At 36.7% G+C, this 19,668-nt stretch carries 21 protein-coding genes; 7 read left to right on the top strand and 14 right to left on the bottom strand.

Annotation, left to right across the window (positions count from 1 at the left end; translation table 11 throughout):
- Positions 1 to 372, bottom strand: a 372-nt coding sequence (locus tag NAT51_RS09325) for a GNAT family N-acetyltransferase (protein WP_250598300.1), incomplete at its 3' end; no start/stop codon positions are given.
- Between the two features lies 1 nt (position 373).
- The gene (locus NAT51_RS09330; protein ID WP_250598302.1) at positions 374 to 913 is read right to left on the bottom strand and encodes a DUF1599 domain-containing protein; all 540 of its coding nucleotides are present in this window, start codon (positions 911 to 913) and stop codon (positions 374 to 376) included.
- Between the two features lie 76 nt (positions 914 to 989).
- Between NAT51_RS09330 and folP the strand changes: the two genes are divergently transcribed.
- Positions 990 to 1,811: a dihydropteroate synthase gene (gene folP / locus NAT51_RS09335; RefSeq protein WP_250598304.1), complete on the top strand. Its 822-nt coding sequence runs from the start codon at positions 990 to 992 to the stop codon at positions 1,809 to 1,811.
- On the opposite strand, the gene NAT51_RS09340 is transcribed toward folP, so the two are convergent.
- The 8 genes from NAT51_RS09340 to NAT51_RS09375 form a co-directional block, all read right to left on the bottom strand.
- The gene (locus tag NAT51_RS09340; protein ID WP_250598311.1) at positions 1,808 to 2,206 is read right to left on the bottom strand and encodes an acyl-CoA thioesterase; all 399 of its coding nucleotides are present in this window, start codon (positions 2,204 to 2,206) and stop codon (positions 1,808 to 1,810) included. The two genes, folP and NAT51_RS09340, sit on opposite strands and share 4 nt — an antisense overlap.
- 8 nt (positions 2,207 to 2,214) lie before the next feature.
- Entirely contained in the window at positions 2,215 to 3,975 is a 1,761-nt protein-coding gene (locus tag NAT51_RS09345) for an ABC transporter ATP-binding protein (RefSeq protein WP_250598313.1), read from the bottom strand.
- A complete protein-coding gene (gene truA, locus NAT51_RS09350; RefSeq protein ID WP_250598320.1) occupies positions 3,962 to 4,717 on the bottom strand; it encodes a tRNA pseudouridine(38-40) synthase TruA in 756 nt (251 codons plus the stop codon). The genes NAT51_RS09345 and truA overlap by 14 nt, the downstream gene beginning before the upstream one ends.
- Positions 4,718 to 4,823: 106 nt before the next feature.
- Positions 4,824 to 5,366: a hypothetical protein gene (locus tag NAT51_RS09355; protein ID WP_250598322.1), complete on the bottom strand. Its 543-nt coding sequence runs from the start codon at positions 5,364 to 5,366 to the stop codon at positions 4,824 to 4,826.
- A 96-nt stretch (positions 5,367 to 5,462) separates the two neighbouring features.
- Entirely contained in the window at positions 5,463 to 6,041 is a 579-nt protein-coding gene (locus tag NAT51_RS09360; RefSeq protein ID WP_250598324.1) for a Maf-like protein, read from the bottom strand.
- Entirely contained in the window at positions 6,031 to 6,954 is a 924-nt protein-coding gene (locus NAT51_RS09365) for a geranylgeranylglycerol-phosphate geranylgeranyltransferase (protein WP_250598326.1), read from the bottom strand. The genes NAT51_RS09360 and NAT51_RS09365 overlap by 11 nt, the downstream gene beginning before the upstream one ends.
- Positions 6,954 to 7,481 carry a KdsC family phosphatase gene (locus NAT51_RS09370; protein WP_250598328.1) on the bottom strand — a complete coding sequence of 176 codons (528 nt, stop codon included), beginning with the start codon at positions 7,479 to 7,481 and terminating at the stop codon, positions 6,954 to 6,956. The genes NAT51_RS09365 and NAT51_RS09370 overlap by 1 nt, the downstream gene beginning before the upstream one ends.
- Entirely contained in the window at positions 7,465 to 8,226 is a 762-nt protein-coding gene (locus NAT51_RS09375) for a Rossmann-like and DUF2520 domain-containing protein (protein ID WP_250598329.1), read from the bottom strand. The genes NAT51_RS09370 and NAT51_RS09375 overlap by 17 nt, the downstream gene beginning before the upstream one ends.
- 140 nt (positions 8,227 to 8,366) lie before the next feature.
- On the opposite strand from NAT51_RS09375, the gene NAT51_RS09380 reads away from it, so the two are divergent.
- From NAT51_RS09380 to NAT51_RS09390, 3 genes are all read left to right on the top strand, one after another.
- Positions 8,367 to 8,807: a hypothetical protein gene (locus NAT51_RS09380; protein WP_250598330.1), complete on the top strand. Its 441-nt coding sequence runs from the start codon at positions 8,367 to 8,369 to the stop codon at positions 8,805 to 8,807.
- Positions 8,808 to 8,952: 145 nt separating this feature from the next.
- The gene (ccsA, locus tag NAT51_RS09385) at positions 8,953 to 12,078 is read left to right on the top strand and encodes a cytochrome c biogenesis protein CcsA (RefSeq protein ID WP_250598337.1); all 3,126 of its coding nucleotides are present in this window, start codon (positions 8,953 to 8,955) and stop codon (positions 12,076 to 12,078) included.
- 6 nt (positions 12,079 to 12,084) lie between these two features.
- Positions 12,085 to 12,678, top strand: coding sequence for a glutathione peroxidase (locus NAT51_RS09390; RefSeq protein WP_250598339.1), 594 nt, complete (start codon positions 12,085 to 12,087; stop codon positions 12,676 to 12,678).
- Positions 12,679 to 12,706: 28 nt separating this feature from the next.
- Here NAT51_RS09390 and NAT51_RS09395 read toward each other — a convergent pair whose 3' ends face one another.
- Positions 12,707 to 13,783, bottom strand: coding sequence for a serine hydrolase domain-containing protein (locus tag NAT51_RS09395; protein WP_250598341.1), 1,077 nt, complete (start codon positions 13,781 to 13,783; stop codon positions 12,707 to 12,709).
- Between the two features lie 76 nt (positions 13,784 to 13,859).
- Between NAT51_RS09395 and NAT51_RS09400 the strand changes: the two genes are divergently transcribed.
- A complete protein-coding gene (locus tag NAT51_RS09400) occupies positions 13,860 to 14,297 on the top strand; it encodes a lipocalin-like domain-containing protein (protein ID WP_250598343.1) in 438 nt (145 codons plus the stop codon).
- On the top strand, positions 14,278 to 14,574 hold the full coding sequence (locus tag NAT51_RS09405; RefSeq protein ID WP_250598345.1) for a DUF721 domain-containing protein: 297 nt from the start codon (positions 14,278 to 14,280) through the stop codon (positions 14,572 to 14,574). Before NAT51_RS09400 ends, NAT51_RS09405 begins: the two co-directional genes overlap by 20 nt.
- A gap of 41 nt (positions 14,575 to 14,615) precedes the next feature.
- Here the strand turns inward: NAT51_RS09405 and aceA are convergent, their stop codons facing one another.
- Together aceA and aceB are read right to left on the bottom strand one after the other, a co-directional pair.
- Complete coding sequence (aceA, locus tag NAT51_RS09410; protein WP_250598347.1) at positions 14,616 to 15,893, bottom strand: isocitrate lyase; 1,278 nt, start codon at positions 15,891 to 15,893, stop codon at positions 14,616 to 14,618.
- A 77-nt stretch (positions 15,894 to 15,970) separates the two neighbouring features.
- Positions 15,971 to 17,551, bottom strand: a complete 1,581-nt coding sequence (aceB, locus tag NAT51_RS09415) for a malate synthase A (RefSeq protein WP_250598349.1) — start codon at positions 17,549 to 17,551, stop codon at positions 15,971 to 15,973.
- Between the two features lie 143 nt (positions 17,552 to 17,694).
- Between aceB and NAT51_RS09420 the strand changes: the two genes are divergently transcribed.
- On the top strand, positions 17,695 to 19,173 hold the full coding sequence (locus NAT51_RS09420) for a helix-turn-helix domain-containing protein (RefSeq protein WP_250598351.1): 1,479 nt from the start codon (positions 17,695 to 17,697) through the stop codon (positions 19,171 to 19,173).
- A 48-nt stretch (positions 19,174 to 19,221) separates the two neighbouring features.
- On the opposite strand, the gene NAT51_RS09425 is transcribed toward NAT51_RS09420, so the two are convergent.
- Complete coding sequence (locus NAT51_RS09425; protein ID WP_250598353.1) at positions 19,222 to 19,641, bottom strand: nucleoside-diphosphate kinase; 420 nt, start codon at positions 19,639 to 19,641, stop codon at positions 19,222 to 19,224.
- Between the last annotated feature and the right edge of the window lie 27 nt (positions 19,642 to 19,668).

Here is a 19,668-nt window from a genome sequence, read left to right on the forward strand (position 1 = left end):
TTCAGTCCATCCTGCCTGGCGGTAAAATTGTTCAGCGCGGGTGTTGAAGGCTGTACCCAACCATACTTTCTCATCGGTCTGGCTGAAGTACCAGTCCATCATGATTTGGTGTAATTTTCGGCCAATTCCTTTTTTCTCGAATGCCGGATCCAGGAATAAAGCCCAGATGTTGTTTTCTTTCAAATCAGCTATTGCAAAACCGACAATCTGATTGTCAATTTCACATACCCAGCCTTTTCCGCGTTCGAACATAAATTCTTCGCAGTCTTTGTTGGTCACTAACCCCGGATCGGAAAGTGTATTTTCTTTTACCGAATTCCGTACAACCTGAATTTGGTCAATATCTTCTAATTTGGCTTCCCTGAAAATCATTTTATTGATGGTCTAATAAGATTAAAGCAAATACGGCATAGTTGATCATGTCCTGGTAATTGGCGTCAATTCCTTCTGAAACCAATGTTTTGCCTTTGTTGTCTTCTATTTGTTTAACGCGTAAAATTTTCTGCAGAATTAAATCAGTAAGGGAACTCACGCGCATATCACGCCAAGCCTCTCCGTAATCATGATTTTTGGCTTCCATCAAATCTTTCGTCAGTTGGATTTTTTCGTTGTAAAGTTTTACGGCTTCATCCACGTTTAAATCCGGTTGGTCAGCCACGCCTTTTTCCAGTTGGATCAATGCCATGATGGAATAATTGATGATACCGATGAATTCTGAAGCTTCGCCTTCGTCTACTTTACGGACTTCATTTTCCTGTAATGAACGGATGCGTTGTGCTTTGATGAATATCTGATCGGTTAGTGAGGGTAATCGTAAAATACGCCATGCACTTCCGTAATCCTGTAATTTTTTTGCGTATAAATCGCGGCAAATGGAAATGATTGCGTCGTATTGTTGTGAGGTGTTACTCATTATTAATTTATATTTGTATCAAATTTGTCCAAAAATAGCCTTTTTTGTTTAGAATTTATTTAAAAAAAATATAAAAATGACCGTCAACTGCAAAGGAAACCTGATCGATTTAACAACACCCAAAGTCATGGGGATTCTGAATGTTACACCCGATTCCTTTTATGACGGGGGCAAGTTTTCTTCCGATGTTGTTGTTTTGAAACAGGTGGAGAAAATGCTGATGGATGGAGCCAATTTTATTGATGTGGGCGGACAAACGACGAAGCCGACAGCTGATATGATTACTGCAGAAGAGGAATTGAAAAGAGTGATTCCGGTAGTAGATTCAATTTTAAAAAACTTCCCTGATGCATTACTTTCAATCGATACTTTTTATGCTAAAGTAGCCGAAGAAACCATTTTGAACGGAGCAGCTCTGATCAATGATGTGTCTGCCGGGAATTTAGATGGAGATATGTTGCCAATGGTTGCTAAACTCCAGGTGCCTTACATCATGATGCACATGCGCGGAACTCCGCAAACCATGCAAAAACTAACGCAGTATGATGATTTGGTGAAAGAGGTCTTGTTTTATTTTTCGGAAAAAATAACCCAGGCACGAAGCCTGGGCATCTATGATATCATTGTCGATCCTGGATTTGGTTTTGCCAAAACACTGGACCAGAATTATGAATTGCTTTCAAGACTGGATTTGTTCCAAATGTTGGAATTACCTGTTTTAGTTGGCGTTTCCCGTAAATCGATGATTTATAAAGTATTGGAAACTGCATCTGAACATGCTTTAAACGGCACAACGGTTTTGAATACACTGGCTTTGACAAAAGGAGCCAATATTTTACGGGTGCATGACGTTAAGGAAGCAGTGGAATGTGTCCGGTTAATTAGTCAATTGGGTTAAACCAAAAATCCTTCAATTTGCGGAATGGTATCCGGAGCAACCGGTCTTCCGTTTTTGATGGCTACTCCCGTAACTTTTGCCGATAAAATTGCTTTGTTATCCGAAAGTCGGATGATATCCTGATGGAAAACTACTTTTAGATTGCCTTCTTTTTCAGCGGAAACTTCAATTTTGAATTTGTCGCGGCTCACCAGTGAATTTTTGAAATTCATTTCGATGCTTTTTACGACTAACATGATATTGTTTTGGGCAAAATCCACAAAATCAATGCCGTGGTGGTGTAAAAATTCATGGCGGGCATGTTCTAAATAATTCTGGTACACCGAATTGTTCACAATTCCCTGTACATCCAGTTCATAGTCTCTTACGTCTAATTCAATTGAATACTTTTCCATTTTTTTGTTTAGTTGATTTCTTCTTCGTGGTTAACAAATTGTGCTTCGTATAGTTTTTTATAGTAGCCTTCTTCTTTTTGTAATAGCTGTTGGTGATTGCCTTCCTCAACAATGATTCCTTTATCCAATACCACAATTTTATCAGCATTGATAACCGTGGCCAAGCGGTGGGCGATAACAATTGAAGTCCTGTTTTGGGTTAAGGTCAGGGTTGCCTTCTGGATCATGGCTTCCAGATATGCATCAATGGATGAAGTTGCCTCATCAAGAATTAAAATACTTGGTTTGCTGACATATGCGCGTAAAAAGGCAATTAGTTGGCGCTGTCCTGACGATAGCATATTCCCTCTTTCCTTGACATCGTAATCGTAATTTCCGGGAAGGCTCATGATAAAATCATGGGCGCCAATTTCCTTGGCGGCAGCAATCACTTCTTCCCTTGAAACAGAAGGATTGTTTAAGGTGATGTTGTTGTGGATAGTGTCTGCAAATAAGAATACATCCTGAAGAACAACAGCGATTTGTTTGCGTAAACTTCCAAGGGTATATTCTTTGATGTTCTGTCCGTCAACGCAGATGGTACCCGATTTGATTTCGTAAAAACGGTTCAATAAGTTAACAATAGTTGACTTTCCTGCTCCGGTGGCACCAACAATGGCTACTGTTTCTCCTTTTTGAATGGACAGGCTGATGTTTTTAAGTACATCTTCATCTTCTTTATACCCGAATACCACATTTTTGAATTCAATTTCCCCTTCAAAATGTGGAGCTTCCAGTGTTCCGGTTTCTTCTGTGGGTTTATTGTCGTCCAAAACTTCAAAAACACGGTTGGCTGCTATCATTCCCATCTGCATCTCATTGAATTTATCGGCAATCTGGCGGAGCGGTGTAAAAAATATCGAAATGTACATCGTGTAAGCAAACAAATCACCAAAACTGGTAATGCCGTCATTGTTTAAAATATTCAATCCACCGTACCAAATGATTAAACTTAGTGTCAGTGCTGAAACAATATCGGCAATAGGAAAGAAGATCGAGTTGTACCAAACGTTTTTAACCCAGGCTTTTTTATGGAGGTAATTTATTTTTTTGAAATTCTGGTATTCAGTTTCTTCCCGTATGAATAATTGTACGATTTTCATTCCTGAAACCCTTTCCTGTACAAATGTATTCATATTGGCAATCTGGGTTCGCACTTCTTCAAAAGCATCTTTCATTTTAATTTGGAAAACACGTGTTGCGTAAATTAAAATCGGCATGGCAGCCACAACGATGAGTGTCAATTTCCAGTTCATGTATAGCATAAAGCCTAATACCACTATCATTTTAAGAAGATCACTTACAATCATGAATAATCCCTGGCTGAAAATACGGGCGATGGCTTCAATATCAGATACGGCCCGGGTTACCAGTTTGCCTACAGGCTCGTGGTCATAATAACTCATTTTAAAACCCGATAAGTGTTTGAATAATTTAATTCGGATGTCTTTAATGATGTCTTGTCCCAGCCAGTTGGCCCAATACACAAAATAAAATTGGGCGAGCACCTCGAGGAATAAAACCAAACCAATTAATACAATAAAAAGTAGTAAGCCTTTTTCATCTTTGTGTTGGATGTAATGATCCACATTATATTTCAGAAGATATGGTCGTAATGCGGCAAAAACTGAAAGTAAAATAGCCCAGACAATTACGCTGTTGTAGCGCCATTTGTAAGGTTTTGTGTATTCTAAAATTCGTTTAAAAAGTTTCGAATCAAATGCTTTCATTCTTTTTATGGATGTACGGATACGCTATATTCGTTAAAAACAATCCTTGTGCAGGTACTGAAAATCCTGCTTTTTTCCGGTCTTTACTTTCGATGATTTTAATGAAATCTTCTTTTGTGATTTTATGAAGACCGATGTTTACCAAGGTGCCAACAATCGCTCTGACCATATTACGCAGGAAGCGGTCGGCAGTTATGGTAAAGATAAGTTTATTATTTTCTTTTCTCCAATAAGCTTCGGTAATTTTACAATTGTAAGTGAAAACATCGGTATTGGATTTTGAAAAGCATTGGAAATCAGTGAAACCCAATAATAATTGTGCTGATTCATTCATCAGTTCCAAATCCAAAGGCAACTGATTGAACCATGAAGTTTCATTTCCGAAAATATCTTTTTTGGTGGAAATAAAATAATGGTAAGTTCTTGAAGTGGCATCAAAACGTGCGTGAGCTTCTTCGTGAACCGGTATGATGTCATAAACAGCAATATCTTTTGGTAAAAATGAATTGGCTTTATAGATCAATTTTTCTTTATCGATAACCTTTTCCGAATCAAAATGCCCGTACATTTGGGATGCATGCACGCCACTGTCAGTTCTTCCTGCACCAACAATATCGATTTCTTCCTGTAATAAAGTTGAAAAAACCTTGTTCAATGTTTCTTGTACAGATATGGCATTGGGTTGGTATTGCCATCCGTGGTAATGGGTTCCGTTGTAAGCGAATTCGATAAAATACTTCAATTTGAAAATCTTTTTGCAAAGATAAAAGAAAACAGCCGGGTATAAAATAATAAAAGAGAGAACCGTGGCTCTCTCTTTACTATATTTGATTCAGTTTGAAGAAAAATTAGTCTCTTCTTCCGTGACCTCTTCCGTGACCTTGGTCATTGCCTCTGTCGTGTTTTTTGTAGTGACCGTGTCCGTGACCTCTTCCGTTATCGTGACGGTAATCTCTGTCGTTATCGTAGTGTCTTGGGTTAACCGCTACATAATTTGTTCTTCTGTTGTGTCTTGGAGCGTAGTACTCTTCACGGTAATTGCGGTAGTTGTCTCTCCAGTAATGTCTGCGGTGGTAGTTAAAATGTGTCCAAGGAGTTCCACCTCTGTAATCGATAACTACTCTATGGCCTCTGTTTATATCGTATCCGTGGCAATATTCAGGCAAGTAGCGTGAGCGGCACCAACCGTTAGAACCGTAGTATACATAAACGGCATCGTAAGTATCATAGTAACATTCGATTTCCGGTAAATATACATATTGAACTCCCTCGTCATAATGGTCGCACCATGTTGGACGTGAACCAATGTTCAGGCTGACTGATACTTGTGCATTTGATTCCAGGGCAAATAAGATTAAAAATGCTCCGAATATAAATTGTAACTTTTTCATAATATTAGTTTTAAGTTATGGATAATAGTTAAACGATGATGTTTGGTAATTAGTGTCCAATTACTGTGCCAAAAATATTTTTGAAAGGGATTTAAATTACAATTTTAACAGATACTGGTATACTTTTTCGGTTGGTAAACCTACCACATTTGTATACGATCCTTCTATTTTAGAAATGCCCACAAGTCCGATCCAGTCTTGTATTCCATAGCTTCCGGCTTTGTCCAGCGGTTTGTAATTTTGGATGTAATATTCAATGGCTTCCAAGCTCAAATCGTTAAAAGTAACCTGTGTGATATCATGAATGATTTCAGCGGAATTTTGTGTTTTAAAACATACGGAAGTTACAACCTGATGTGTTTTTCCGGCCAATTTCTGAAGCATTTTTATGGCATCAGCCTCATCAACCGGTTTGCCCAATGCTTCGTTTTCCAGCCAAACCAAAGTATCGCTGGTAATCAATAATTCATTATCGGCTAAATCAGTAAAAACATCAGCTTTGAGTTTTGCCAGATAATTGGTTATGTAATAGGATTGAAGATGTGGCGGGAATATTTCTTCAATTTCTTTTAAACGGATTTCAAAATCAAGATCCAAGTCTTTGAAAAACTGCTGACGGCGAGGGGATCCTGATGCGAGAATTATTTTTGTGTCTTTGAATTTATTACGAAGCATAGTATTTCATGTTTATTCCGATTACTCCAATGGCAATAATTCCGAAAAGGATTATCAGTTTCAATACCATACTCAAATGGCTGAATTCTTTTTTGTTTCTGGCGGACCAAATTTTAATCATAAGATAAAAAAGCGGACCAATGAGAAAAGCTAATATGTATACGGTAGCGAATTGTAGGTGGAAAAGATTATTATAGGTATAATACAAAATTAACGCTGCCGGTATAATTGCCAGTCCGAATACTACTTTTGCTGTTCTGGAAATTCCCAATAAGATAGGTAAAGTTTGAATTCCGTTGTTGTAATCGCCTTTGACATCTTCCATGTCTTTGATTAATTCACGTATGAAATTGATGATAAAGGCAATGATGGAAAAATCAATCAAAATTGAAAAAACAACTTTCATAACCGATTGGTTTTCGGGAGTCGTTGCCGGGTAAATATCAAATAGTCCAATAATAATCATGCTGAAAGCTAATAAAAAGGAAACCACTAAATTCTTGACCAAAAGAATTTGTTTGAATGAAGTTGCATACATATAAAGTAAGGCAGCACACAAAATGAAAACTGTAACAAACCCCGGTTTTTGTATGGCATTGGATAAATAAAATCCAGTCCCGACTCCTATAAGTGTAAATCCGATGTATAAATTGTAAGCTGTGCCCTCTGAAATTGATTTTCCGACGATATTGCCGTTTGGTTTGTTTTCGGCATCAGGTTTTTGATCGACAATGTCATTGATAATATAGCCTCCGGCAGCAATACTTATCGTGGAAAGTATTAATAAGTAATATTGCCAGTCCTCAAGGAAAAGCCAGATATTCTGTATTTTTAAAAAACCATACAAAACAACTAATTGCATCAAAGCTATTAAAAGTAAGTTCTGGTAGCGGATGAGTTTTAAGTATTTCATTAGTCGAATTTACCGTTAAAATAAGTGTTCCATTTTTCCTGAACTTTCATTACCTGTTCAATAACATCACGAACGGCACCTTTTCCTCCGTTTCTATGTGATATGTAATTTGAAATTTCTTTGATTTCCGGAACGGCATCCTGAGGGCAGGTAGGAAGACCGACTAATTGCATTACATGATAATCGGGAATGTCGTCTCCCATGTAAAGAACATGCTCCGGTTTGATGTTGTAAATATTAATATATTCTTTGAATGTTTCAACCTTGTCAGGTGAACCTAAATGAATATCAGTTATGCCTAAATTGCGTAAACGTATACGGACTCCTTCATTGCTTCCGCCTGAAATTATACAAACATGATAACCGCTTTCGATCGCTGCTTTCATGGCAAATCCGTCGCGGATGTTCATTTCGCGTAGCATTTCCCCGGTTTGTGAAACGTGAACCGTTCCGTCTGTTAAAACTCCGTCGACATCAAAAATAAAAGTAGTGATGCCGTTCATGATTTCTTTATAGCTTTTTGCCATTATCAATTATTGATTTTGTAAGTAATTTATAAATTTCTTTTTGTGTGTTGTCCTGAAGAAAATTCAAATGTGCATTGATCGTTGTGGTGTCATTGCGTTTGGCCGGACCGGTTTGGGCTTCTTCCGGAGAGAGAAACTTTATTTTATCGGCTGTTTCTTCAATTAACGGATATAGTATTTCGAAAGGAATATTGTTTTCGGTGCAAATTTCGGAACCAATCCTGTATAAATGATTTACAAAATTGCAGGAAAATACAGCGGCTACATGTAAAGCTTTACGTTGTTCCGAAGAAATATTAAAAGGCTTGTCTGAAATTGATTTGGCAACCGATTCCAATACTAAGTAATCTTCTTCATTTTGCGCTTCAAGGCAAACCGGAATTTCCTTAAAGTTAACTTTTTTGTCTTTTGAAAAAGTCTGTAGCGGATAAAAAACGCCTTTTCGGTTTCTGGAACTCAGATTGTCAATTGAAACCGTTCCGGATGTGTGGACCACCAATTTGTTTTCAAAAGGGATTTGGGCAGAAACACTTTCTATGGCCTGATCGGTCACCGAAATAATATATAAGTCAGATTCCTGTATTTGGGCGAAATTATTTGTGATTTTTTCAGACGGAATCAAGTGCGACAGTGTTTCGGTCTGGCGGGCAAAAACCTGTTTTATTTCAACAAAACTGCTTTGGCTGAAAGCCGAAATCAAATGCCGGGCTACATTACCCGAGCCAATAATTGTTACCTGAATCATTTGGCTAAAATAAGAATTTTTCAAGTTTTACATCCATTCATATTATATTAACATTATGTTGTTAATAATCAATTGTGGGAAATGATGTTTTTTTAAACAAAAAAATTATATTTGCGAACCAATCCTAAATTGTTTAAACTATGAAAAACGTATTTATGTTAGCTTTACTGTTAATCAGTAGCTTAAGTTTCGCTCAAATTAAAGTATTGCCAACAACACCTTTGGAAAGATTAGGGCGTGTGGGAACTAACGATGTTTATGTTCAGAAAGAAGGTTCTCAATATACATTCTTCTACAAAGACATGGAGAACACAGATGATACTTCAATCAAAAACTTTACATTTAAAAATGTAGACGGTGATTATGATAATCTGTTTAAAATCATCATTGATGGTTTCAATGCATCACCTATGTATGACATCAAATTGGAATTGCCAAATGATTATGTATGGTTACACTATACAAAAGCTACAAACAAAGCGGTTGTTCAGTTTATGACAACAAACAAAGTGACATCTTCTACAGGTATCTCACAAATGATGAGTATGGAAGATATCAAAAAATTATTCGAGAGAAGTTAATTTTCTATATTTGATTCAACCTTAAAGCGAAACATATTGTTTCGCTTTTTTTATTCTTAAAATCTCCTTAAAAAACCATTCCTTTTAAGTTTTAAAAGAAAGTAATTAAGTATTTTTGTTGCACTTAAATCAGCAATCCAAAACAATGGACAAAAAAATATTTTCTTTTTTATTTTCTACACGATTAATGGCTGTCTTATTTATTGTTTTTGCAGCAGCCATGGCAGCCGGAACCTTTATTGAAGACGCATACAACACAGATACAGCAAGGATTATTGTGTATAATTCGTGGTGGTTTGAAGCGATTATGTTTTTCTTTATGTTGAACTTTTTGGGTAACATTAAACGTTACCAGTTATACAAAAAAGAGAAATGGGCGACTTTGGTTTTGCATTTGTCGTTCATTTTGATTTTAGCCGGAGCTTTTATAACCCGTTATATCAGTTATGAAGGAATGATGCCAATCCGTGAAGGAGCAACAGAAAATCAGGTTTATTCAGACAGAACTTTTTTAACCATGTATGTCGACGGTATGCATAATGGGGAAATGAAGCGTAAAACAATTGAAAAGCCTCTATTGCTTTCGGCAGCTGTTGATAATGATTTTGACTATAAAGATAATTTCAGTGATGTTCCATTTGAAGTGGAATTGATTGATTTTGTGATGGGTGCCAAAGAAATAATAAAACCTGATGAGAAAGGGATTTTATTCCTGAAAATGGTTGAAGCCGGAGGTGGGGAGCGCCATGAGCATTATCTGAAAGAAGGAGAAGTACAAAGTATTCACAATATTCTTTTTGCTTTGAATAAGTATACTAAAGGCGCTGTAAACATCACAATTAATGATAAGGAATCTTCCATTGAAACACCATTTGACGGTAACTTTATGCGGATGGCTGATCAGATGAAAGGAAACGTGATGAAAGACACGAAATCTGATTTAATGTACCGTTCGTTGTATAATGTTGGAGGTAGCCAGTTCGTTTTCCCTGAAGCTGCTATTAAAGGAGTGAAAGAATACAAATCAAACGGTAATTATAAAGATAAAGAAACCGATGATGCTTTGGTCTTTAAAGTTTCAAACCAAGGAAAAGAAAAAACAATTACGCTTTTAGGTTCAAAAGGTAAAGTCAGCGAACCTCAGGCTTTTAAATTGGGTGATTTAGAGTATACTGTTATTTTTGGAAGTAAAGTGTATGATTTGCCTTTCAAAGTGAGATTAAATAAATTTATTGCATCAAAATACCCGGGTACGGAAAAAAGCTACTCAGCATTTGAAAGTCAAGTAACTATTTTGGATGAGAAACCTTTTGATGCCCGAATTTTTATGAATAATATTTTGGATCATAAGGGATACCGTTTCTTTCAGGCTGGTTTCGATCCGGATGAAAAAGGAACTAAATTATCGGTAAACTATGATTTCTGGGGAACCTGGATTACCTATATCGGCTATTTCCTATTGTACATTGCTATGTTGGCAATTTTATTTACAAAGCATTCACGTTTTGGTGATTTAAAGGCAAAACTAAAGAAGGTCCGTCTTAAAAAAGAATCTCTTTTGGTTGTTGTTCTTTTCTTATCTTTTGCAGGTTTTGCACAGCATGGTAATCATAAGCATCAAAAAGTTACCGAAAAACAAATTGATGAATTGCTTCATAAGTTTTTGGTTCCAAAAGAACATGCGGAAAAATTTGGACGCTTGGTTATTCAGGATGCAGGAGGGCGTATGAAGCCTATTAATACGTTTTCTTCCGAATTGTTACGTAAAGTAAGTAAGAGTGATACTTATAAAGACATGAACGCTGATCAGGTGTTTTTATCCATTACTCAATTTCCGCAAATATGGTATGAAGTTCCGGTTATTTATCTGAAAAAAGGGAATGATAGTATCCGTAAAATTATCGGTATTGATAAAGAAGCGAAATATGCTAAAATGATCGACTTTTTTGATGCCAAAGGGAATTATAAATTGACTAACCAATTAGATAAAGCGTATAAGGCAGCGGTACCTAATGCTTTTGAGACAGATTTTATTGAAGCCGACAGAAAAGTGAATTTATTGTATTCTGCGTTAAGCGGACAGATTTTGAAAATTTTCCCAAAACCACATGACAGTAACAACAAATGGGTGAGTTATTTGGAATTGAATGAAGAAACCGGGACTGCTTTGGATACTGTTAAAAATGTATTACCTTTTTATTTGAATTCATTGGATAAGGCGGCGACTTCAAAAGATTATAAGTTGGCAAACAGTTTAGTTTTGGGACTTGATAAGTACCAAAAGAAATATGGCTATGAAGTTCGCCCAACTGACAGGCAGATTGACTTAGAAATTTTATACAATAAGTTTGATGTGTTTAAAAAGTTGTACTCCTGGTATATTTATGTAGGATTACTTATGTTCATGTTTGTAATTATAAATATTTTCAATAAGAAGAAATGGGTTAAAATTTCAGTAAATATATTTCATGGAATTGTAGCTTTCTTATTTTTATTACATACCGCCGGATTAATTTCCCGTTGGTATATTTCGGGTCATGCGCCTTGGAGTAATGCGTATGAATCGATGATTTATGTGGGTTGGTCCATTATGTTTTTCGGATTGGTATTCGGAAGGAAATCTGCTTTGACCGTTGCTTCTACTTCATTTGTTGCCGCTATGATTTTAATGGTTGCACACTGGAGTTGGATGGATCCTGAAATTGCAAATTTGCAACCGGTTTTGAATTCGTATTGGCTAATGATTCACGTGGCGGTTATTGTCGGGAGTTACGGGCCTTTTGCCTTAGGAGCGATTCTCGGTTTGGTTGCGCTTGGATTGATGTTGTTTACTAATGAAAAGAATAAGAAAGTGATGGATTTGAGCATCAAGGAAATTACATACATCAACGAAATGTCACTAACAGTCGGTTTAGTTATGTTGACTATCGGAAACTTCCTTGGCGGTCAATGGGCTAACGAAAGTTGGGGACGTTATTGGGGATGGGATCCAAAAGAAACCTGGGCATTAATCAGTATTATGGTGTATGCTTTCGTGATTCATATGCGATTTGTGCCGGCATTAAGAGGGAAATTTATTTATAACTTCATGAGTGTGTTGGCTTTTGCATCAGTACTGATGACTTATTTTGGAGTAAATTTCCACTTGAGCGGATTGCATTCATACGCGTCAGGTGAAAGACAAAATGTGGTCATTTATTTATATGTTTTGATTGGATTTCTCGCTTATTCAGGATTAGTGTATTTTAGATACCGGAAATTTAAAAAATAAAAAAAAATGAAAAATATTGTTGTAATTTTAAGTATGATTTTGGCTATTGGATGTCAAGGTCAGGAAAAGAAGAATAAAAACACAACAGATAAAAAAACAACTAAAAAAGAAATTATGGCTGCAAATACGATTTACCAATTTAAAGTCAAAGATATTTCAGGGAACGATTTTGATCTGGCTTCACTGAAAGGAAAAAAAGTAATGATTGTGAATACGGCTTCTGAATGTGGTTTAACGCCACAGTATGAGCAATTACAAGAGTTGTATACCGAATTTAAGGATGATAATTTTACAATTATCGGTTTTCCGGCTAACAATTTCGGAGCACAGGAACCTGGTAGTAATGAGCAAATTGCTACATTTTGTCAACGAAATTATGGAGTTACTTTCCCGATGATGGAAAAAATATCAGTAAAAGGTGATGATACGCATGCGTTATATCAATTTCTGACCCATAAAGACCAAAACGGATTAGAAGACAATGAGGTGAAATGGAACTTTCAGAAATACCTGATCAATGAAGACGGTACTTTGGCCAAAGTAATCGGGCCGGAAACGCTGCCTATTGATGAAACCGTAATCAAATGGATTAAACCATAAAAAGAAAAATATTCTAAAAATAAATGCGCTACGTAAATAGCGCATTTATTTTTTGCCAAAGTGTTTCATCAAAATCGGAAAGCGCCATGTTGCTTCCGTCTGCCGCATCTCCCATTCGGATAATAACCATTTTTTTACTTGGGACTACGTATATTTTTTGGTCATTTTTCCCTAAAGCCATGAGCATATCACTTGGAGCTGAAGGAATAATGCTGCCGTTGAATTGGAATTGGGAACCCGGCAAATGATAGGAAGCTTTTCCGTTTAACCACCATAAGTAACCATAGGCTAAATTGATGTTTTGGGAAGTTGAGGTAGCTTCATTGAAATAGGTTTCGTTAAGAATTTGGCTGCCGTTCCATTTTCCTTTGTTTAAAGCTAATAACCCGAAACGTGCCATGCTTCTTGTGTTGCTTGAATATATCCGTAATCCGTCAGGATTGTTATACCAAAAACCACTTGTGCTCATTCCGATTTTATCGCGTAACTTACTGTTGAAATAAGCATTCCATGTTTGTCCGCTTGCTTGTGTTACTACATCCTGAAGTTTGACATATACATTGTCATATGCCCAACGGGTTCCTGCATCTGATTTGTAAATTAAATTTGAAGGTTCAACTAAATCTTCATTGAATTCATCATCCAAACCTGAAGTCATTGATAATAAATGCTTGCAGGTAATCAGATTTTCTTTTGCCAAGGTTTCACTTGTCCATCCGGTTCCAATGTAGGTTGATACTTTTTGGTTGATATTTAAAAGGTTTTCCTGTTGGGCAATCCCTGTTAGTGTTGAAGTTAAGGTTTTTCCGGCACTGGCCCAATACCAAACAGTTGAGGAATTGTGTCCGTTGAAGTATTCTTCCATTACGATTCTTCCGTTGACCAGAATCATGAATGATTTAGAATGTTTCTCGTTGAGATAATCTTTCAAAGGCTGTACGGCACTTTGGTTCCAACCTAATGAAGAGATCGATTTTGTCTCCCAGGTTGAGCCGCTTAATGGAGGGAAATACATACTTTCCGGTGCGGCTTCATTTGTAGTTTCATCTGAACTGCATCCTGATAATACTAAAAAGCAAAAGGTTATAGTGTAAAATAGTTTCATTTTGGGTTTTTTAGTTATTTCAAATTTAGACTATAATTTTTCAAAAAGGTTTAACCGAATGTTTTAATTTTACGATATGAAAAGAACTGCAGTTATAATGGTAGCTCTGGTTGTTTTTTCCTGTAAGGAAAAAGTGAAGCTGGGTCAGATTGATAAAATTAAAGGATATTGGCAAATCACTAAGGTTGAAACGGCCAAAGGAGATAAAAAAGAATATCCGGTAAATGAAAACTATGAATATTTTGATATCAAAAATAATTCGGGTTTTCATAAGAAAGTGAGATGGCAACCGATGGGAACATTTTTAGTAGATGACTTGCAGGAGAAAATGACTGCTTCTGAAAAAGATGGACAGGTTGTGTTGGATTTTTCATCCGATTTTGGAAAGCATTCCGAAATTGTTGCCGAATTGTCTGATAGTTTATTGGTTCTGGAATCAGAAGAAGGGGCTAATTTTCATTATAAAAAAGTTAATGTAAATTCATTAGAACAATATGGCAAAAAGGCTGAGTAACGAGAGTTCGATAGGTGATATTCTTAAAGAAATCATCGACGCAAACAAACTGGATAAAGGTTTGAACCAGATTTCCGTGGCCGATGCCTGGAAAAACCTGATGGGTAACGGTGTGAATAATTATACCCGGAATGTATTGCTTAAAGGTTCTGTTTTGTATGTTGAATTGACTTCTGCGGTTTTAAGGGAAGAATTGAGTTACGGGAAGGATAAAATCATTAAGATGATCAACGAAGAACTCGGTAGGGAAGTTGTGAAAGATGTTGTATTAAAATAGGAAATGCCCCATGATTGGGGCATTTTCACTAACCAAAAAAATTAGAATTGCGCTGTTTCGGTTGAATCTTTCATCGCCACTGTTGAAGCTAATCCTGCAGTAACCGCATTCTGTACTTCGTCAAAATAGGTTGTTCCTACAAAATTCTGGTGCTTCACGGCTCTGAATCCTTCAGCCTGTAACGCAAACTCTTTTTGCTGTAATTCCGAATATCCCGCCATTCCTTTTCTTTTATATGCTAATGCCAATTCAAACATTGATGTGTTCAAGGCATGGAATCCGGCCAATGTGATAAATTGGAATTTGTATCCTAAAGCTGCTAAATCTTCACGGAATGTTTCCATTTCAGCTACTGATAATTTGGCTGCCCAGTTGAATGATGGCGAACAGTTGTATGCTAATAGTTTATCTGGATATTGTGCGTGAATGGCTTCGGCAAATTTTCTTGCCTCAGTGATGTCAGGAGTTGAAGTTTCCAGCCATATTAAATCGGCATACGGAGCGTAGGATAAACCACGGCTGATTCCTTGCTCTAATCCTGCATTTACATAGAAGAAACCTTCTGGTGTTCTTTCTCCGGTGATAAACTCTCGGTCTCTGTAGTCAACATCACTTGTCAATAAGTTAGCTGCATCTGCATCGGTACGGGCAACAATTAGTGTTGGTACTCCCATCACATCAGCTGCTAAACGGGCTGCTACTAATTTATTGATGGCTTCCTGCGTAGGAACTAATACTTTTCCTCCCAAGTGTCCGCATTTTTTAGCTGAAGATAATTGGTCTTCAAAGTGAACACCAGCAGCTCCAGCTTCGATCATGCCTTTCATTAATTCAAATGCATTTAAGTTACCGCCGAATCCGGCTTCAGCATCTGCAACAATAGGTACTAAATATTCTTTTTTATTTTCTACTTTATTTACTGATTGAATTTGATCGGCACGCAACAAGGCATTATTGATTCTTTTAACAACCTGCGGAACACTGTTTGCAGGATATAAAGATTGGTCAGGATACATTTCACCTGCTAGATTTGCATCGGCTGCTACCTGCCAGCCGCTTAAATATATGGCTTCCAGTCCTGCTTCGACTTCCTGGATTGCCTGATTTCCTGTCATGGCTCCTAAACCGGCCACCCAGTCCTGAGAATGTAATTTTTTCCATAGTACTTCGGATCCGTGACGCGCGATGGAATGCTCAATTTGATAAGAACCTTGTAATTCTACTACTTTTCCGGCAGTATATGGTCTTTCGATACCTTTCCATCTTGGGTTTGTTGTCCATTCGGTAACTAATTGTTGAATTCTTTCTTCAGTTTTCATAATTTTGTTGTGCTTTAAATAGTTATTATTAATTATTTGGATGTAATTGCCGGATGTTGCCGCATCCGGCAGTTTTTTTAAAGATACTTGTATGCGATTGTTGTTAAGAAATCGTCTAATTCAGGTTTAAGTGACATTTCTGTAAATAAATCAGTTGCTAATTCAAATCGGCCTTTAGCGTATCTTTCTTCGCCTACATCTTCCCTGATTTTTATCAATTCGATTTCAGTTAATTCTTTTAGAAGGTAAGGAGTGAATGTTTTCCCGTTTTCCAAAGTGATATTGTTTTTCAGCCAAAGCCAAACCTGTGCTCTTGAAATTTCTGCAGTTGCAGCATCTTCCATTAAATGGTACAAAGCAGCAGCTCCAGTACCCATCAACCAGGATTCGATGTATAAAATCCCGATATTGATGTTTTTTTGTATGCCTTTCAAAGTGATGCTTCCTTGGGGGATTTCTAGTAATTGGTCTTCTGTAATGCTTAATTCATTCCGTCTGATATGCATCTGGTTTTTCGTTAACATATTGTCATTGAAAACTTTCATGGCCACCGGAACCAATGCGGGATGTGCTACCCAAGTACCGTCGTGCCCGTTTTTAACTTCGCGTTCTTTGTCGGTAATGACTTTATTGAATGCAATCTCATTGGCTTCATCGTTATTTTTGATTGGAATTTGAGCTGCCATTCCTCCAATTGCCAATACGTTGCGTTTGTGACAAATTTGGATGACTCTCAATGAATAAGCGCTCATGAACGGACTTGTCATAGTGATTTGATCTCTGTCCGGAACAATGAAATTTTTATGGTTTTTCAGTTTTTTGATGTAAGAGAATATGTAATCCCAACGACCACAATTCAGACCTGCAATATGTTCTTTCAGTTCGTAAATGATTTCGTCCAACTGGAAACTGGCCGTTATAGTTTCGATTAAAACAGTTGCTTTGATTGTTCCTTGTTTGATGTCTAAATAATCCTGACTGAAGATGAAAACTTCATTCCACCAACGGGCTTCTTCATAATGTTCCAATTTCGGTAAATAGAAGTATGGGCCTAACCCATTTTTGATTTGTGTATTTGCATTGTGAAAGAAAAACAAACCAAAATCAACTAAAGAAGCTGATGCTAATTCACCTTCAAAAGAAATATTTTTTTCTTCTAAATGTAAACCACGCGGACGGACCAACAACACCGAATGTTTTTCGTTTAAAGTGTATTTTTTGCCATTTTGCTCTAAATCAATGCTTTTTTTGACGGCATCTCTTAAATTTTGCTGTCCTTCCATTAGGTTGCTCCAGGTTGGTGAGCAACTGTCTTCAAAATCGGCCATAAATGTTTTTGCGCCGGAATTTAAAGCATTGATGACCATTTTGCGGTCAACCGGACCGGTAATTTCAACCCTTCTGTCTAATAAAGGTTCCGGAATTCGGGCAGCTGTCCAGGCTGTGTTTCGGATGGTTTTGGTTTCCAAAGGAAAAACCGGGTTTTCTCCCGAATCGAAAATCTTTTGTTGGATATCTCTTTTGTCCAAAAGTGAAATGCGGGTTTGGTTGAATTTTTTATGTAAAGCTTCAAGAAAAAGTAAGGCTTCATCCGTCAGGATGTCTTTATAGGTAGCTTGGTTTTTAACCTCATAGGTTTTATTGATTGCTAATTCCATTTTTGTGTTGATTTAGTTTTTATGCGAACAAACTTATAAAATTAAAATTTACAAAACAAGCGAACGTTCGCAAAATATTTTAAAATTGCAAAATTCATTAAAAGTCATATCTTTGTTTTGAAGTAATAAATCCAGTATTTGTAATGATTGAAGAAGAATATATACGTCTGATTTTCGGATTGAAAATGAAACAGATGCGGACAGAAAAGAATCTGTCTTTATTCGGTTTGGCCAAAATAACCGGTTTATCTAAATCGTATCTGAATGAAATTGAGAAAGGGAAGAAGTATCCGAAGCGCGATAAAATATTATTGCTGGCCGAAGCATTGGAATCGAATTACGATCATTTGGTTTCCTTAAAGCTGGATAAAAACCTGGCGCCAATCGGTGAAATCCTGCAATCAAACATATTAAAGGAGATTCCTTTGGAATTATTCGGAATAAAAGAAAGTGACTTAATTGATATCATTGCCGAAGCTCCGGTAAAGGTTAATGCCTTCATCAGCACGCTTTTTGAAATCGCCAAACATTACAATTTAACTCGGGAAAGTTTCTTTTTGGCGGCTTTACGTTCTTATCAGGAAGCAAACAATAATTATTTTGATGAAATAGAAAGCCAGGTAGAGAAGTTTGCTAAAGCATATTCAATTGATTTGAACCAGAAATTATCCATACAGGAATTAGAAGAGATTTTGATCGAAGAGTATGGCTATACGATTAATAACGAGGAATTGTCACAACATAAGGAATTGATTAATCTCCGTTCGGTTTTTGTACCTACTTCCAAAACGCTTCTGGTTTCTTCCGAAACAGATGAATCACAACGGATGTTTATCTATGCCAAAGAAATTGCCTACAACTATCTGAATATTACCGATAGATTATACACGTTTTCATGGATTAAATTCGAACGTTTCGATCAGGTGCTGAATAATTTTCTGGCGTCTTATTTTGCAGGCGCTTTACTGATTCCGAGGAAACCATTGGTTAAAAAACTAAAAACATTTTTTGAAAAGAAAACCTTTGATGCAAATGAATTTCAAAGTTTAATCGCAGAATATACAGATTCACCCGAAACTTTTTACCAGCGCTTAACAAATATCCTTCCGAAGGATTTTAACCTTAAAAACTTATTCTTTTTACGTTTCAGTTATAAACCCGAGCGTAATGATATTAAGCTGACGAAAGAATTGCACATCACTAATTTACTGGAGCCGCATGCTAATGAAAGTTACGAGCATTACTGTAGAAGATGGATTTCGTTAAAAACCATAAAGGAAATCCCGCATATCGATGAAGAACATTTATTTGATACCCAGATTTCTTCGTATACACACAGCGGTGTGGAATATTTTACGATGTCTTCGGCTACAAAAGATCCTTTTAGAAATGGCTATTACAGAAGTATTGGTTTTGGAATCATGATTACACCCAATTCTTCTTCGAAAATAGCTTTTTTAAACGATGAAAATATAAAAAGAAGGGAAGTAGGAGTAACGTGTGAATCATGCAGAATTGCTGATTGTGCCGAAAGAGTGGCACCACCCAAAACAGTTGAGAAAAAAGTCAGATTCTCCCAAACCGATGAAGTGGTTCAGGGAATATTTGAAAAATATAAATAATAAAAAAGCCGCTCAAATGAACGGCTTTTTTTATAATTGTATGTTGGATTAGAACATTTCTCTTCCTGCAAAGTGGAAAGCACCTTCGATAGCTGCATTCTCATCAGAGTCAGAACCGTGAACCGCATTTTCTCCAATTGAAGTAGCGTATTTTTTACGGATTGTACCTTCAGCTGCATCAGCAGGATTAGTAGCACCGATTAAAGTACGGAAATCTTCAACAGCGTTATCTTTTTCCAAGATAGCAGCTACGATTGGACCTCTTGTCATGAATTCTACTAATTCACCGAAGAATGGTCTTTCAGAGTGAACTGCGTAAAATTGCTGAGCATCAGCCACAGTTAATTGCGTTAATTTTAAAGAAACGATTCTGAAACCACCTTCAGTAATCATGTTTAAAATTCCACCGATGTTTCCTTTTTCAACCGCATCCGGTTTGATCATAGTAAAAGTTCTATTACTTGCCATTTTTTCCTTTTTTAATTTGCGTGCAAA

The sequence above is a fragment of the Flavobacterium amniphilum genome, assembly GCF_023634845.1.
Lineage (GTDB): Bacteria > Bacteroidota > Bacteroidia > Flavobacteriales > Flavobacteriaceae > Flavobacterium > Flavobacterium amniphilum.

What these genes read in the sequence shown, in the direction of transcription:
- NAT51_RS09330 (WP_250598302.1), bottom strand. Translation starts at nt 913, where the DNA reads ATGAGTAACACCTCACAACAATACGACGCAATCATTTCCATTTGCCGC.
- folP (WP_250598304.1), top strand. Translation starts at nt 990, where the DNA reads ATGACCGTCAACTGCAAAGGAAACCTGATCGATTTAACAACACCCAAA.
- NAT51_RS09340 (WP_250598311.1), bottom strand. Translation starts at nt 2,206, where the DNA reads ATGGAAAAGTATTCAATTGAATTAGACGTAAGAGACTATGAACTGGAT.
- NAT51_RS09345 (WP_250598313.1), bottom strand. Translation starts at nt 3,975, where the DNA reads ATGAAAGCATTTGATTCGAAACTTTTTAAACGAATTTTAGAATACACA.
- NAT51_RS09355 (WP_250598322.1), bottom strand. Translation starts at nt 5,366, where the DNA reads ATGAAAAAGTTACAATTTATATTCGGAGCATTTTTAATCTTATTTGCC.
- NAT51_RS09360 (WP_250598324.1), bottom strand. Translation starts at nt 6,041, where the DNA reads ATGCTTCGTAATAAATTCAAAGACACAAAAATAATTCTCGCATCAGGA.
- NAT51_RS09365 (WP_250598326.1), bottom strand. Translation starts at nt 6,954, where the DNA reads ATGAAATACTTAAAACTCATCCGCTACCAGAACTTACTTTTAATAGCT.
- NAT51_RS09370 (WP_250598328.1), bottom strand. Translation starts at nt 7,481, where the DNA reads ATGGCAAAAAGCTATAAAGAAATCATGAACGGCATCACTACTTTTATT.
- NAT51_RS09375 (WP_250598329.1), bottom strand. Translation starts at nt 8,226, where the DNA reads ATGATTCAGGTAACAATTATTGGCTCGGGTAATGTAGCCCGGCATTTG.
- NAT51_RS09380 (WP_250598330.1), top strand. Translation starts at nt 8,367, where the DNA reads ATGAAAAACGTATTTATGTTAGCTTTACTGTTAATCAGTAGCTTAAGT.
- ccsA (WP_250598337.1), top strand. Translation starts at nt 8,953, where the DNA reads ATGGACAAAAAAATATTTTCTTTTTTATTTTCTACACGATTAATGGCT.
- NAT51_RS09390 (WP_250598339.1), top strand. Translation starts at nt 12,085, where the DNA reads ATGAAAAATATTGTTGTAATTTTAAGTATGATTTTGGCTATTGGATGT.
- NAT51_RS09395 (WP_250598341.1), bottom strand. Translation starts at nt 13,783, where the DNA reads ATGAAACTATTTTACACTATAACCTTTTGCTTTTTAGTATTATCAGGA.
- NAT51_RS09400 (WP_250598343.1), top strand. Translation starts at nt 13,860, where the DNA reads ATGAAAAGAACTGCAGTTATAATGGTAGCTCTGGTTGTTTTTTCCTGT.
- NAT51_RS09405 (WP_250598345.1), top strand. Translation starts at nt 14,278, where the DNA reads ATGGCAAAAAGGCTGAGTAACGAGAGTTCGATAGGTGATATTCTTAAA.
- aceA (WP_250598347.1), bottom strand. Translation starts at nt 15,893, where the DNA reads ATGAAAACTGAAGAAAGAATTCAACAATTAGTTACCGAATGGACAACA.
- aceB (WP_250598349.1), bottom strand. Translation starts at nt 17,551, where the DNA reads ATGGAATTAGCAATCAATAAAACCTATGAGGTTAAAAACCAAGCTACC.
- NAT51_RS09420 (WP_250598351.1), top strand. Translation starts at nt 17,695, where the DNA reads ATGATTGAAGAAGAATATATACGTCTGATTTTCGGATTGAAAATGAAA.
- NAT51_RS09425 (WP_250598353.1), bottom strand. Translation starts at nt 19,641, where the DNA reads ATGGCAAGTAATAGAACTTTTACTATGATCAAACCGGATGCGGTTGAA.